This window comes from Streptomyces sp. NPDC059524 (assembly GCF_042749255.1).
Classification (GTDB): Bacteria; Actinomycetota; Actinomycetes; order Streptomycetales; family Streptomycetaceae; genus Streptomyces; species Streptomyces xanthii.
Genome location: NZ_JBHYTK010000091.1, coordinates 18,339 through 32,056, shown reverse-complemented (window position 1 = coordinate 32,056; position 13,718 = coordinate 18,339). Strand labels below are relative to the sequence as shown.

Sequence of the window (13,718 nt, the reverse complement as noted above, 5' to 3'; positions counted from 1 at the left end):
GGGTGGGTGGGTGGGTGGGAAAAGAACCCATCCACCCATTCCCCACAAACACAGCTCGAAACCCGAATCCCGAAGTTCGACCCTCGAAGCTCAACTCCCCCAAGCCCAACCCCTCCAACCTCAACTCCCCGAAGCTCGGCCTTCGAAGAACGGCGCCTCAATCCCGCCCGAGCACACGCCCGTAATACAACGCTCCCCGCAACCCGAACAACCGAGGCGTCAACGCCCTCGAACCCGTTCCCGCACCGTTCGGCAGCGTCCAGACGCAGGTCATGCCGCGGAGGCTCGTTCGGCCAAGAGGTCCTCGATGTCGACAAGACAGTCGCCGCAACCCGTGCCCGCGTCCGTGGCGTCGCCGACCGATGTCACGTCGGTGGCCCCGGCCCTGACCGCGGCCACCACCTCCGACTCGGGGACTCGGGCGCACAGGCAGAGCAGCGGGTCCCCGCTCACCGCGGCGCCCCTTCCGTGACGGGGCACTCATGGACGGTGGCGCCGCCGCGCGGCCGGGAGCGCAGCTCCGCCCGGCGGATCTTGCCTGAGGCGGTGAGGGGGAGGTCCGTCGTGAACTCCAGTAGCCTGACCCACTTCTCGGTCGGCAACGCGCGGGTCACCTCGGCGAAGACGGCCCGTGCCGTCTCCGCTCCCGGGTGGTGCCCGCGCGCGGGAACGACGTACGCCTTGGCCTGCCACAGGCCGACCGGGTGCGGGACCGGTACCACCGCGGCCTGGGCCACGGCGGCGCTGCGCAGCAAGGCGCGTTCGAGTTCCAGCGGGGAGATGCGGACGTCGAAGGACTTGAACATGTCGTCCGTGCGCCCCACGTAGGCGTAGGAGCCGTCCGGGTGCCGCAGCACCAGATCGCCGGTGTGGTAGTGGCCGTCGCGGAAGGCTTGGTCCGTTCTCGTGGTGTCGCCGGCGTATCCGGTCATCATTCCGGCGGGCGCCGGTGAGAGCCGGACGCACAGTTCGCCGGGGGTTCCGTCGGGTACCTCGTGGCCGGTCTCCCGGTCGAGGACGCGCAGGTCGTAGCCGGGCAGCGCCCAGCCCATCCGGCCCGGTTCCACCCGGCGGCCCGGGGGGTTGCCGATCTGCGCGGTGGTCTCGGTCTGCCCGAACCCGTCCCGGACCTGGAGCTGCCATGCCTCGTGGACGGTGTGGAACAGGGCGGGTTCGAGGGATTCCCCGACGGCGGTCGCCTCCCTGAGTGCGGGTGGGCGCGCTCCCAACCCCTCCTGGACCATGCCGCGCCAGACGGTGGGCGGTGCGCACACCGTCGTGACGTTCCGCGTGCGCAGGGCGGTCAGGACGTCCCGGGGGCCGGGGCGCGGGGTGGCCAGAGCGAGCACCGTGGCGCCTGCGGTCCAGGGGACGAAGAAGGAGCTCCAGGCGTGCTTGGCCCAGCCGGGTGCCGACACGTTGAGGTGCCGGTCGCCGGGGCGCACGCCGTTCCAGTACAGGCCGGAGAGGTGGCCCACCGGATAGCTGAGGTGGGTGTGTTCCACCATCTTGGGGCGGGAGGTGGTGCCGGAGGTGAAGTAGCGGAAGAGCGGGGCGTCGGCGCGGGTGGGCGCGTCCGGCCGGAAGTCGTCTCCGGCCTGGTGGGAGGCGTCGAAGGACAGCCAGCCCGGGGCCGTGCCGCCGGCCACGACCCGGGTCCAGGTCCCGCCGATCCCGGCGAACCGGGGCACGGTCTCCGCCTCGGCGATCACGTGCCGGATGTCCGCGCGCTCGATCCGGTCGGCGAGTTCGCCCGCCGTGGTCGTCGTGTACGTGGGGACGACGACCGCTCCGAGTTTCATGACGGCGAGCAGGGTCTCCCACATCTCGACCCGGTTGTGCAGCACGACCAGGACGTGATCGCCCCGGTGCACGCCGAGGGCCCGTAGCCAGACGGCGACCTGGTCCGAGCGGCGCGAGATCTGCGCGTAGGTGACCTCGGTGTCGGCCGTGCCGTCGGGGGCCTCTCCCAGGATGCGCAGGGCGGGGTCCGTGTTGCCGTCGGCCAGGACGTCGAACCAGTCCAGGGCCCAGTTGAAGTGTTCCGGGCGCGGCCAGGTGAAGGCCCGGCGGGCGGCGTCGAGGTCCTCGCGGTGTTCGAGGAGTACGTCGCGTGCCGCGCGGAAGGCGCGGGTCGCGGCGGTCTCGTCTCGGGGCATGTTCCTTCGTCCTCTCATGCTCGGGCTGCGACGGGCGCGAGCGCGCGGGTGTCGCGTGCGGTGGCGGCCGGCAGCAGCTCGGCGGCCACGGCGTCGGCCACCTTGCGGAACTCGGTGTTGAGGCCCGGGCGTCCGTTGCCGATCTGGGTGAACCAGCGCACGTGCTCGGTGGGAACGCCCAGGGCGTACAGCCCGTGGTGGGCGCGGCCTGTCGCGTCGATGACGCGGAAGGAGTCGCGTTCGATGTCCATGCCTCCGGTGGCGAACTCCTCGCCGGTGGCCGGGTCCCGGTTGACGAACTCCCGCACCAGACCGTCGCGGAGCAGCTGCCTGATGAGCGGCGAGCGGTCGCGGGTCAGGTCGGGAGCCGGGATCCGGGCGTCGACGAGCGCCTGCGCGTGGCGCGGGGAGCCGGGCACGTGAGGGGAGTGCACGGTGAATCGGCCCGCCGCCGCGTCGGTCCCGAACCGCGTGTCCGGGCCCGCGACTTCGGCGATGCCGTGGTCCATCAGGACGAGCAGTTGCTCGGTGCGGAGCATGGGCGGACCGGCGGAGAGCAGGGCGTTGACCGGTACGTAGCCGCGGCGGAAGTCCCGGTCGTAGGAGTCGGGAAGGAGCCCTCCGTAGTCCACTGCGGAGCGCAGGACTCCGCGCAGGTCGCGCAGGGTGTCGAGGGCGGCCTTCAGCGGTCCGTCGACCGTGCCCAGGGCGGCTTCGCCGAGGTCCTGGCGCAGGACCTCGGTCAGGCGGGCGCGCCATTGTTCCTGGCTGTCGAAGTGCTCGCCGGTGAAGGGCCGGGCCAGCCGCCACGGGTCCAGTCGGGGTGTGTCGTCCAGGCCGGCTTCGGCGACGGCGTGGGCGCCGTCACCGCCGGCGTCGATCTCGCGCACGTAGCGGGCGGCGAAGTTCTCGGCGGCCCGGTCGCCGTGCCGGGCTCGCGTGTGGCCGGTGTAGTAGACGTGCCGGATCTCGTGCAGCACGAGGGGCAGGAGGTCTGCCACGAAGTCCAGCCGGCCGCTGCCGCCGGTCTTCCTGCGCCGGGTGCGGGCGGCGTCGACGGCTTCGTCGGTGAGGAAGGCGCCGCGGTGCACGTAGTTGGGCGCCTTCTGGCTGCGGCCGCGGGCCGGGATGGGCAGGCCGCTGCGTGAGCCGGCCACGATCCGCGGTTCGCGTCCGGACGGCTCGTAGCGCAGCCGTCCCCCGGCGTCGCGGACGAACCGGCCGCCGCGCCCCTCGGTCAGCGACATGAGGACGTCGTAGAAGGACAGGCCCATGCCGCGCACGGCGACCGTTGTGCCGGCGGGGATCGCCTCTTCGGACAGGTCCATGTCGGCAGCGGAGTCGCCGGGGACGTAGTGCAGCCCCGGGCGGCCCTCGGCGAACTCGGTCATGGCGCGGTCGAACGCATCGGGCTCGTTGTCCGGATGCCCGGTGGCGAACACCACCCGGTCGGCGTCCCAGGAACGCCGCTCGTCGATCGTCACCCGGTAGCGTCCGTCCTGGGCGGGCCGGACGGAGGTGACCCGGCCCTGTACCGGTATGAGGCGTACGTGGGGCGGCAGTTCATCGGTGAGGGTGCGGTACACGAACCGCAGATACCGGCCGTATTCGAGGCGTGAGGCGAAGTCGTGCGGCCCGTGTCCGTCGCCCTCTCGCGCGCGCTGCGGGGCGTACTCGTGCAGCCACTCCCCCAGTGAGGGCCCCGCGCCGGGGCGCGGGCGGCCGCCGTCGGGTCCGCCGGAGAACATGGTGACCTGGCCGATCACCGTGTTCATCGCGAACCAGGAGTCCTGGTCCGTGCGCCAGATGCGTCCGGCGCCGACCTCCACGGCGTCCACGGCGTAGATGGTGACGGGGCGACGGTCGTCCGCCTCGCGCAGGCGCACGGCGAGCCGCTCCAGGACCGACAGTCCGCGGGGCCCGGTGCCGACGACCACGATGGTGTGGGGGGCCGGCGACCGTGTCTCGGGTGTGTTCACAGCGCACTCCTTGCGTCAGGTGGGGGGAGCAGTTCCGAGCCGGTGGCGTCGTCGCGGGTCCAGTCCAGGGCCTCGCTGTCGTACACGGTCTGCACGTGCGCGAGCATCCCGAGCAGGCCGTCGGCGCGCGGTCGCGCTCGCCCGGCGGTGGCCGAGGGGCGGATCGGCATGGCACCGGTGGCCTGCCAGTGCAGCCGGCCGTCGTCGCCGAGCACGGCGCGCGCCCGCTGCGCGTTGTCCGCGTGCAGGCAGTACGGGACGTCGAGCAGGCCGCGGGCGAAGGCGTCGGCGAGCGCCCGGCCCAGGTCGGTGCCGAGTTCGAGCACCGCCTCCACCAGCGCGCGGGCCTCCTCGAGCACCCCGTCGTCGGGCGCGGGGCCGAGCAGATGGAGGCCCTCGGCGCGGGCCTGGCGGGCCGCCCTCGCGGCTTCCTCGAGCGAGCGCACGTTGTCCCGCACCGTCGGGATGCGGTGGGCCTCCGCGGGCGTCTTGACCAGCAGCCGCTCGGCGCCGGTGCGCACCGCGAGTCGTGCGCTGTCGCGCAGCAGTGCCAGCGCTCCCTCCTCCGTGCGCGGGAAGACGCCCATGTAGGTGTAGAGCACGATGTGGTGGCGGACGTCGCCGAGGTGTTCGTCCGCGAGTCGGCGCAGCGCGGCGACGGCCGCGGCGTCCTGGGCGAAGTCGGTCTGCTGCGCGTAGCTGAGCGAGATGTCCCTCAGCCCGTGCTGCCGGAAGAACATGCCCTCCAGCACCGACAGCGCCACCAGGAGCGACGGCGGGCACAACTGGCCGAGCAGACAGCCGCCGAAGGTCTCGAGGTGCGCGGTGGGCGAGCCGTCGGCCAGCCGTTCGCAGGCCCTGGCCCATTGCTCCACGGACCGGCTCAGAGGCGTGCGGCCGTACGGCAGGCAGTAGGAGACGGGCCCGCCCTCGGTGGCGTCGAGCCCCGCGTCGAGCAGCCCGGTGATGATGTCGAGGGGGAGGGCCGAGCCGTGGCGGACCTGGACGGCGAAGTCGCCGAGTCCGTGGCGCAGTCGGCGGGTGGTGTCGGCGTGGTGGGCGAGGATCGGGTAGCCGTTCAGCTCCTCGCCGGTGCGCACCGCACGGCGTGCTTCGTCCAGATCGCCGACCCGGGTGTAACTGTCCAGGGTGAGGGTGCCCACCGTGCGGGCCCGCGCGCCGTGGACGGCGACGAGCCCGGACCGCATGGCGGCGGGCGTCGCGAGCCCCATCCGCGGCTGGACCACCAGCTCGCCGGCGCGGGCCGCCTCGGCCACGACCTGGCCGAAGGACGGGCCCCGGCCGGGTCCGGGTGTCGTTCCCGCACCGGTCACCGGCTGCCCGCCCCCGTCAGCCGGCGGGCCGGCACGGTGTCGACGAAGCGGCAGAAGTCGCGCAGTCCGTCGCCGTTCTCGAACACGGCGTCGAATCCGGCGCCGAGCAGGGCGGGGGCGTAGGTGCCCGGCGCCGCGGCCCGCGTGCCGATCGTGCCCCCGATGACGACCGGCAGCCGCTCCAGGTCCCGCTGAGCCCGCAGACCGCGGATCAAACGCCCGCCGTCCGCCGCCCCGTGGCCGTTGACCGTGCTGATGACGACGAGATCGGGCGCGAGCCGCCGGCACGTGGACAGGAGCAGCTCGTCGGGCACGCAGGGACCGAGGTTGTGCACCTCGTGCCCGCGCTCCTCCAGCAGCAGCTGAAGGTAGATCAGATTCCAGGTGTGCGCGTCGGAGGAGACGCTGGAGAGCAGGACGCGGCGCCTGCCGCCAGGTATGGGAATTCCGTGTTCAGGACCGGTTCCACAAGGTTTCATGAGGCGCTCCCTGATCGGGAATGGGCATTTCCGACGCGCCGAGCCTAGGCAGGACCGGGTTCCCACCGCGCCCTCATGTTCCTGCAATGCAGGTAGGTGCTCGCCTTTCCCTCTGGCGACCCGGCGCACGGCCACCACAGACTCGAGGAAGTTCCGCGACCGCCACGACGGACAACAGCCGTCGATAACCGGTTGCTTTCCCTGGAAATACACAAGGAGCCCTCGATGAATTCCATCCCCGTCTCCCAGGGCCCGGCCCCTTTCCCGCTCGACGCGCGCGGAATGCGCCCCGTCGAAGTGCACTGCCACGGCTTCGGCGACGTCGACTTCTCCGACTTCACGCGCGTCGACCTCGACCGGCTCGACCAGTGGTGCGCGGGCGAGGGCGTGCTGGCGCTGCCCACGATGTATCTGCACCGCGACCGGCTCGGGGAGTTCGAGGCGTTCATGCGGCTGTACGCCGCCAAGCGCGCGGACGGCCTGCTCTCGCACATCCCCGGGATCGCGCTCGAGGGGCCGCTGCTCTCGCACCGCGGCGGCACCCCGCAGTCCACCGTGTGGGCGCCGAGCCGGCCGGAGTGGGAGCGGCTCGCCGAGCTCGGCGACCACGGCCTCGTGTACACGGTGGTCTCGCCGGACGCCTACTCGCCCGAGTCGGTGCTCCAGGACGACCCGCACCTGCGGGAGAGCGACTTCGAGTGGATCGTGCCCACCCTGCTGGCCCACGGGGTCCGCCCTGCCCTCGGGCACTTCACCCGCGACGATCCGGCCCGCAGTGCGGCCACCGTCGACGCCATAGTGGAGACCGCGCACCGCTCGGAGTGGAACGGCACCGGCGTGCGCGTGACCACGGACCACCTCTTCAACGACATGCCGCTCAACATCCGGCACGCCTTCCGCACCGACCGGGCCCGCGCCCAGCGCGACGAGGTCATCGCCTCGTACGACCTGCCCAACTGGACACTGGACAACATCAGCGAGATGGCCGGGCCGGTGCCCGGTGCGATCATCAAGCAGGCGGTCGCCGGCCGGATCTCGGCCTGCATCAACTTCGACGGCGAGCACGTGGACCTGGCGCTCGCCACCCGCGCCGTCCAGCTCATGGGCCCCCGCAACGCCATGATCATGACCGACCGCTGCGACTCCGCGCGGCTCGGCGGCCGGGCCCTGCACCACACGGCCGACAACGCCCTCTGGTACGAGGAGAACGGTGTCGTCGCCGCCGGCTCCCACCCCCTGGTGCGGCACATCGCCAACGCCAAGGCGCACGGCCTCGGCGACGAGGACATCGACTTCCTTGTCACGCGCACCGCCCACCGCACCTTCGGAATCGCCGCCGTCGAGCGGGTCTCCGCGGCCGCCTGACCGGGTTCTTCCGGCGCTCGCGGACGAGCCGCCGAATCACAGAACGGGACGATGTCGTGTTCGACCACATCTCCGATGCGATGAAACAGCCTGACGTGATCCGACTGGACCGCAATCTCTATGTATTGCGTTTCGAGATGATGAAGTTGTATTCAGCACTCGAAGCGGTGAAACGCCTCCTCGCGGACGGAATCGTCCGGCCGGGCGACACCCTCATGGACAGCTCGAGCGGCACCTACGGCCATTCGCTGGCCCTGGCCTGCCACAAGTACGGAATGAAGTGCCGCATCGTCTGCTCCACCAAACTCGACGACACGATGCGCCGCCAGTTCGAGATGCTGGGCGCCCAGGTCGACCAGGTCGAGATACCGCCGGGGCCGCTCGTCGACAAGATGGACCAGCGGGCGCGTCTCGACCGGGTCGCCGAGATCCTCGACACCGAGGACGACGTCCACTGGATGCAGCAGTACCACGACGACGTGCACTACCTGGGCTACCGGGCCGGCGCCGACCTGCTGCGCAAGGAGTTCGGGGACGGCCCGCTCACCTTGGTCGGCGGCGTCGGTACCGGTGCCTCCACCGGCGGACTGACCAGCTACCTGCGCGCGGCGGGCGTCGACGTGTCGCTGGTGGGGGTCCAGCCCTTCGAGAGCGTCACCTTCGGCAGTGACCCCGTCGAGGACCCGGTCGCCAGCATCGCCGGGATCGGCAGCCCCATCGTCATGCGCAACGTGCGCTACGAGCTCTACGACCGGGTGCACTGGATCGGGTTCGACAGCGCGGCGGCCGCCACCACCGCGCTCCTGCGCCGGCACGCCGTCTACGCCGGCATGTCCTCGGGCTGCAACTACCTGGCCGCCACCTGGGAGGCCGCCCACGCGCCGGAGACCCCCTGCGTGTTCATCGCCGCCGACACCGGTCACCGCTACGCGCACAACGTCTACGCCCGCCCCGAGGCCGGCCAGGACATCCACGCCCTGGCCCCGCGCCGCATCGACTCCCTCGACCAGCTCGCCTTCCCCTGGTCGGTGATGGACTGGCGGCGCCGCGGCTTCCGGCCGGCCGGCGCGGGGCAGCCCGGCACGGTCCGTCACAAGGGACACGTCCCCGTCCCCGGGGCCGTCCCCGCACCGGCACCGCACGAGGAGGTCCTGCTGTGAGCATCTCGGTCCCCGCGACACCGGGACGGAATCTCATCGCCCTGGAATGGCTCCAGTTCGGACTGGGCCGACTGGTGGCCGCCGCCGCGCAGGCAGGGCTCACCGTGCATCTCCTGACCGGTGACCGCGGCGAGTACGCGCACGAGCTCGCCCGCATCGACGCCGACAGCCCGCACCTCGTCGTGCACGACGTCGACACCTACGACGCCGCGCAGGTCGTCGCGGCGGCCCAGGCCATCGGCGACCTGGCCGGACTGCTCAGCACCACCGACACCTGGAGTCTGGTCGCCCAGGCCGCCCGCGAGCGCCTCGGCCTGCCCGGGCAGGCGCCCGAGGCCGTACGGCTGGTGCGGGACAAGGCACGGCTGCGCCGCCGCCTCTTCGAGCACGGCCTGTCCCGCTCGGCCGGCTCGACCGTGACCAACGCGGACGACGCCGCCACCCTGGCCTCCCGGGTCGGGCTGCCCCTGATCGTCAAGGACAGCTCCGGCACGTCGAGCGAGCATGTGTGGCTGGCCCGCACCCCGGACGAACTCACCGGCGTCCTCGCCGAGATGCGGAGCCGCACCCTGCGGGGTACACCGGCCGCCGAGCCCTACTTCCCCGGCCCGCTCTACAGCGTCGAGACCCTCACCTGGCAGGGCCGGACCCGGGTGATCGGCCTCAACAGCCGGATCATGTCCGCACCGCCGGCCTTCCGTGAGGAGGCCCTCGCCTTCCCCGTACAGCTGCCGGAGCGCGCGCGGGTGGAGGTCGAGCAGTGGATCGAGCAGGTCCTCAAGACGGTGGGCTACGACGAGGGCTTCGCCCACACCGAGTTCATCATGGGGGACGACGGCTTCGAGGTCGTCGAGATCAACCCCCGTCTCGGCGGCGCCCTGGTCGGGGAGGCGATCTCCCGGGCCTTCGACATCAACGTGTACGCCGCCTTCGTCGACCTCGCGCTGCGCCGTCGCCCCGCTCTGCTCGACGCCCCGCTCGTCCCGCGCCGCGGCGTCGCCCAGATCCTGCTCTATCCGCCGCGCCCGGGCGTTCATCTGGGCTGCGACGGGACGGAGTCGTTCGCCGCGCATCCGGGCGGGCCCACGCTCCACTCGTGCCTGGCCCCCGGCACCCGCGTGCGCACCGTCACGAACCAGGACGGCTGCGTCGCGGTACTCCTGGCGACGGGCGCCACCAGCGAGACGGCGCTGCAGAACGCCCTGTCCGCCGCGGGCGAGCTCCGCATCCGGACGGAGGGCGACGAGGATGTCTGAGCGGCGACCGCACCTGCTGGTGCTCAGCGGCTGGGCGGGGGTGCTGGAGACGGCGCTCGCGCTCGGGTTCGAGGTGAGCTTCATCGGCGGCACCGACGAGTTCTCCGACCGCGACCGGGAGGTCCTCGCACGGTGCCACTTCGTGGAGGAGATGCCGGCGGACCGGACCGCGGCCGTGCTCGCCGCCGCCCGCCGCATCCACACGGAACTCCCCCTCCACGCCGCGGTCTCCTTCGGAGAGTTCGGCACCGAGAGCTCGGCCGTGGTCGCCGACGCGCTCGGCATCCGGGGGCTGAGCCTGCGCACGGCGGCGCTCACCCACTACAAGGACCTCATGCGCGCCGCCCTGGCCGACCGGCCCGAACTGGCCCTGGCCTGGGCCCGGGTGGCGAACACGGAGGAACTGCGGGCCTTCGCCGGGCGTCACGGCGTGCCGCTGATCGTCAAACCCGTGTCCGGCTCGGGCAGCGTGGGCGTCCGCCAGATCCTCACCGAGGCCGAGCTGGCCGAGGCGGTGGCGGACTCCGCCTTCTGGCGCGAAGGCCCTTATCTGGCCGAGGAGTTCGTGTCCGGTGACGTGGTCTACAGCGTCGAGACCATCACGGTGGACGGCGAGCACCACATCGCCGGCGTCTCCTGCGGCGTCCTGTGCCCGCACCCGAATCCGGCGATCACGGAGATCGCCGTGCCGCCGCCACCCCCGTACGACGCTCCGCTGCCGGAGATCCACCGGACCGTCCTCGCCTTTCTCGACGCGGTCGGCCACGACTGGGGCCTGACGCACACGGAGGTGAAGGTCGCCGCCGACGGCCGCCCGGTGATCATCGAGTCGCAGCCCCGGATCGGCGGTATGCGGATCTTCCGGATGATCGAGCACGCCACGGGCGTCGACGAGGTCGCCACGATCCTGCGCAGTCTGCTGCCGGGCGCGGCCCCCGTCACCCCGCCGCACCTGCCGCCGTACACGGCGGCGGGGCTGTGTCTGTCCCTGGTGCCGCCGAGCAGACGGGTCCGGCGCACCGCCGATCCCGAACTGCTGCGCGGGATCGAGGGAGTCGACGACTTCGAGATCTCGGTGCGGCCGGGACAGGTGCCGCACCCCGTCGTCGACAACGCCGCCGGGCGCCCCGGACTCATCTGGCTGCGGGTGCCGGACCACACGGCCGTCGAGCGCGTGAAGAAGGAGATCTCCCGCACCTACTGGGTGGAGTACGAGGACGGCGATGTCTGGTACCCGTCGTTCTGAGCTGTGGGGCGAGGTGACGAGGCTTCCCGCGACCCTGCGGTTCCTGCTCGTCACCTCGTTCCTCATGCCGCTGGGCAGTTTCATGGTCCTGCCGTACCTGGCGATCCTGCTGCACGAACGCCTCGGCATGGCCATGGGCCCGGTCGGGCTGCTGCTCGGCGTCACCTCCTGCCTCCAGTTCGCCGGGGCGTTCGGCGGCGCGCTCGTGTCCGAACGGCTCGGCTGCAAGCGCTCCATGGTGACGGGCCTGACCGTGCGGACCGCTGGGTTCGCCCTGTTCGCGGCCGGCCTCGACAGTCCTCCCCTCGCCGTCGCCGCCGTACTGATCACGGCACTGGGCGACACCCTGTACTCCCCCGCGAACAAGGCGTACCTGGTGTCGGAGGTGTCCGACGAGCACCGCCCAGTCCTGCTGTCGGTGAACAACTCCGCCCTGAGTTCGGGCATGGCCCTGGGGACGCTGGTGTCGGGGCTGCTGATCTCCCGCCGGCCGCTGCTCGTGTTCGTCGTGGTCGCGGTGATGTTCGCGGCGATGACACTGGCTCACCTGCTCCTGCTGCCCGCGGCGGCGCACGGCGCGCCGCGGGAGGACCGCGGCGGCGACTGGGGGCGGGCCTTTCTGACCGCTCCGGCGCTGATCGCCCTCGCGACCGCGTACATCTACTGGTACTTCCAGAACTACCTGGGTGTCTTCGTCACCACGACCCACTCGACGGCGCTCTACAGTGCGGCGCTGATCCTCAACAGCGTCCTGGTGGTCCTCGGCCAGCCCCCGGCGGCCCGCTGGATCGGCCGCGTCCGGTACGCCACGGCCGTCCTGATCGCCTTCCCCGCGCTGGCCGCCGGGTTCCTCGCGCTGTCACGTCCCGGGATCGCCCCGGTGCTGCTCGGCACGGTGGCGATCAGCGTGGGCGAGGGCGTGCTCTTCCTGAAGAACGAACTGGAGGCGCTCAAAGCCGTGCCGGGCCGGCCCGCGCTCGCCGTCGGCAGCCAGCGTCTCGCGCTCGGTGGCGGGTCCCTGCTGAGCGGCATCGCCGGCGGCCAGCTCTACGCCGCCGGCCACTCCGGCGCCGGGGCCGGTCAGTTCTGGCTCTACGCGGCCGCGCAGGCCCTCGCGGTCACGGTCCTGGCCGCGGCCGTCGCCCGCGGACGCCGTTCCCGCGGCGGCCCGGAACTCCCCGCCTCCCAGGCCGCCGAACCCTCCCCCGCAAGGAGCCGATCATGAACGTGCCCACCCGCCTGCCCGCCTGCGCCTACCCGGAGCCGGCCGACCGGCCGGCCCACCGGGTGCCGTCCGTGCGCGGCCCGCTCCCCGGCCCCCGCAGTGCCGAACTCCTCGCCCGGCAGGAGCTGCGCGAGTCCAACGCCCGTACCTATCCCCGGCACCTGCCCCTGGCGATCCGGCGGGCGCAAGGCAGCTTCCTGGAGGACCTGGACGGCAACGTGTTCCTGGACTTCCTCAGCGGAGCGGGCGTCCTCCCGCTGGGGCACAACCCGCCCGAGCCCCTCGCCGCCGCCCACCGCCAGCTGGACGAGCTGGTCCACGGCCTGGACTTCCCCACCCCCGTCAAGGACGAGTTCACCGAGCTGACGCTCGGGATGCTCCCCGAGCGGATGCGCACCCACACCAAGATCCACTTCTGCGGGCCGACCGGAGCCAACGCCGTCGAGGCCGCGCTGAAACTGTGCAAGACGGCCACCGGGCGCACGGACGTGGTCACCTTCCAGGGCGGCTTCCACGGCAGCTCGCTCGCCACTCTGTCCGTCACCGGGCTGGTCGCGCAACAGGCCGGTGTCGGGGGCCGGATGCCGGGCGTGCACTTCTTCCCGTACGCGCACTGTCACCGCTGCCCGCTCGGTCTGCGCAGGGACACCTGCGCCGTCAACTGCGCAGGCCTGCTGGAGCGTTCCCTCACCGACCCCAACGGAGGCATACCGCTGCCCGCGGCAGTCGTCCTCGAACTCGTCCAGGGCGAGGGCGGCGTCATCCCCGCCGATCCCGAGTTCGTGCGGCGCCTGCGCGCCGTGACGCGGGAACTGGACATCCCGCTGATCGTGGACGAGGTGCAGACCGGCTGCGGACGGACCGGCAGCTGGTTCGCCTTCGAGCAGTACGGGATCGAACCCGACGTGGTCGTCGCCTCGAAAGCGCTCAGCGGACTGGGACTGCCCGCCGCGGTGATCCTCTACGACGAGCGCCTCGACGTGTGGCAGCCCGGCGCGCACAGCGGCACCTTCCGCGGCAACCAGGCCGCCTTCGCCGCGGGCGTCGCGACCCTGAAGGTGTTCCGCCGGGACGGGGTGCTCGCCAACGTGCGCGAGCGCTCCGCCCAGCTCTTCGACCGGCTGGCCGAGCTGCGCGCACTCACGCCCCGGGTGAGCGACGTCCGAGGCCTCGGCCTGATGATCGGTGTCGAGCTCGCCGACCCCGGCACCGGCCGGCCCGAGTCCGAACTGGCGCGCCGGGTACAGCGGGCGGCGCTGCACCGCGGCCTCGTCATCGAACTCGGCGGCCGGGACGACGCGGTGCTGCGTCTGCTGCCTCCGCTCACCTGCACCGCCGCCGAGGCCGGCATCGCGGCGGACATCCTGCACGCCGCCCTGTCCGAGGCCCTCGCCTCACCGTCCTGACGTTTCAGGTTGCTGCACCGTGCCCTCTGCTTCCTGCATGTCCCAGGTACCCGCCGTGCCGCCCGGCAAGACTCGTACCGCTGCGCACTCTCCGCCCTTTCTCACCGCC

General features: G+C 72.3%; 11 protein-coding genes. 6 read left to right on the top strand and 5 right to left on the bottom strand.

Annotation, left to right across the window (positions count from 1 at the left end; all coding sequences use genetic code 11):
• Window positions 1-270: 270 nt before the first annotated feature.
• The 5 genes from ACFW9D_RS23965 to ACFW9D_RS23945 are packed head-to-tail and all read right to left on the bottom strand — an operon-like array spanning window position 271 to window position 5,951.
• On the bottom strand, window positions 271-453 hold the full coding sequence (locus ACFW9D_RS23965; protein WP_384624560.1) for a (2Fe-2S)-binding protein: 183 nt from the start codon (window positions 451-453) through the stop codon (window positions 271-273).
• Window positions 450-2,159, bottom strand: a complete 1,710-nt coding sequence (locus ACFW9D_RS23960) for an AMP-binding protein (protein ID WP_384624557.1) — start codon at window positions 2,157-2,159, stop codon at window positions 450-452. The genes ACFW9D_RS23965 and ACFW9D_RS23960 overlap by 4 nt, the downstream gene beginning before the upstream one ends.
• Before the next feature lie 14 nt (window positions 2,160-2,173).
• Window positions 2,174-4,138: an FAD/NAD(P)-binding protein gene (locus ACFW9D_RS23955; protein WP_384624555.1), complete on the bottom strand. Its 1,965-nt coding sequence runs from the start codon at window positions 4,136-4,138 to the stop codon at window positions 2,174-2,176.
• Window positions 4,135-5,472 (bottom strand): methylaspartate mutase, encoded by a 1,338-nt coding sequence (locus ACFW9D_RS23950; RefSeq protein ID WP_384624552.1) that lies wholly within the window; start codon window positions 5,470-5,472, stop codon window positions 4,135-4,137. The genes ACFW9D_RS23955 and ACFW9D_RS23950 overlap by 4 nt, the downstream gene beginning before the upstream one ends.
• Window positions 5,469-5,951, bottom strand: coding sequence for a cobalamin B12-binding domain-containing protein (locus tag ACFW9D_RS23945; RefSeq protein WP_188342021.1), 483 nt, complete (start codon window positions 5,949-5,951; stop codon window positions 5,469-5,471). Before ACFW9D_RS23945 ends, ACFW9D_RS23950 begins: the two co-directional genes overlap by 4 nt.
• Window positions 5,952-6,176: 225 nt before the next feature.
• Here ACFW9D_RS23945 and ACFW9D_RS23940 point away from each other — a divergent pair, with 225 nt between their 5' ends.
• The 6 genes from ACFW9D_RS23940 to ACFW9D_RS23915 all read left to right on the top strand — a co-directional run bounded on the left by ACFW9D_RS23940 (window position 6,177) and on the right by ACFW9D_RS23915 (window position 13,609).
• Entirely contained in the window at window positions 6,177-7,316 is a 1,140-nt protein-coding gene (locus ACFW9D_RS23940) for a hypothetical protein (RefSeq protein WP_384624550.1), read from the top strand.
• 95 nt (window positions 7,317-7,411) lie between these two features.
• Complete coding sequence (locus ACFW9D_RS23935; protein WP_384624548.1) at window positions 7,412-8,476, top strand: pyridoxal-phosphate dependent enzyme; 1,065 nt, start codon at window positions 7,412-7,414, stop codon at window positions 8,474-8,476.
• A complete protein-coding gene (locus ACFW9D_RS23930; protein ID WP_384624547.1) occupies window positions 8,473-9,732 on the top strand; it encodes an ATP-grasp domain-containing protein in 1,260 nt (419 codons plus the stop codon). Before ACFW9D_RS23935 ends, ACFW9D_RS23930 begins: the two co-directional genes overlap by 4 nt.
• Window positions 9,725-10,978: an acetyl-CoA carboxylase biotin carboxylase subunit family protein gene (locus tag ACFW9D_RS23925; protein WP_384624545.1), complete on the top strand. Its 1,254-nt coding sequence runs from the start codon at window positions 9,725-9,727 to the stop codon at window positions 10,976-10,978. Before ACFW9D_RS23930 ends, ACFW9D_RS23925 begins: the two co-directional genes overlap by 8 nt.
• The gene (locus ACFW9D_RS23920) at window positions 10,956-12,203 is read left to right on the top strand and encodes an MFS transporter (RefSeq protein WP_384624543.1); all 1,248 of its coding nucleotides are present in this window, start codon (window positions 10,956-10,958) and stop codon (window positions 12,201-12,203) included. Before ACFW9D_RS23925 ends, ACFW9D_RS23920 begins: the two co-directional genes overlap by 23 nt.
• Window positions 12,200-13,609, top strand: a complete 1,410-nt coding sequence (locus tag ACFW9D_RS23915; RefSeq protein WP_384624541.1) for an aspartate aminotransferase family protein — start codon at window positions 12,200-12,202, stop codon at window positions 13,607-13,609. Before ACFW9D_RS23920 ends, ACFW9D_RS23915 begins: the two co-directional genes overlap by 4 nt.
• The last annotated feature ends 109 nt before the right edge of the window (window positions 13,610-13,718 follow it).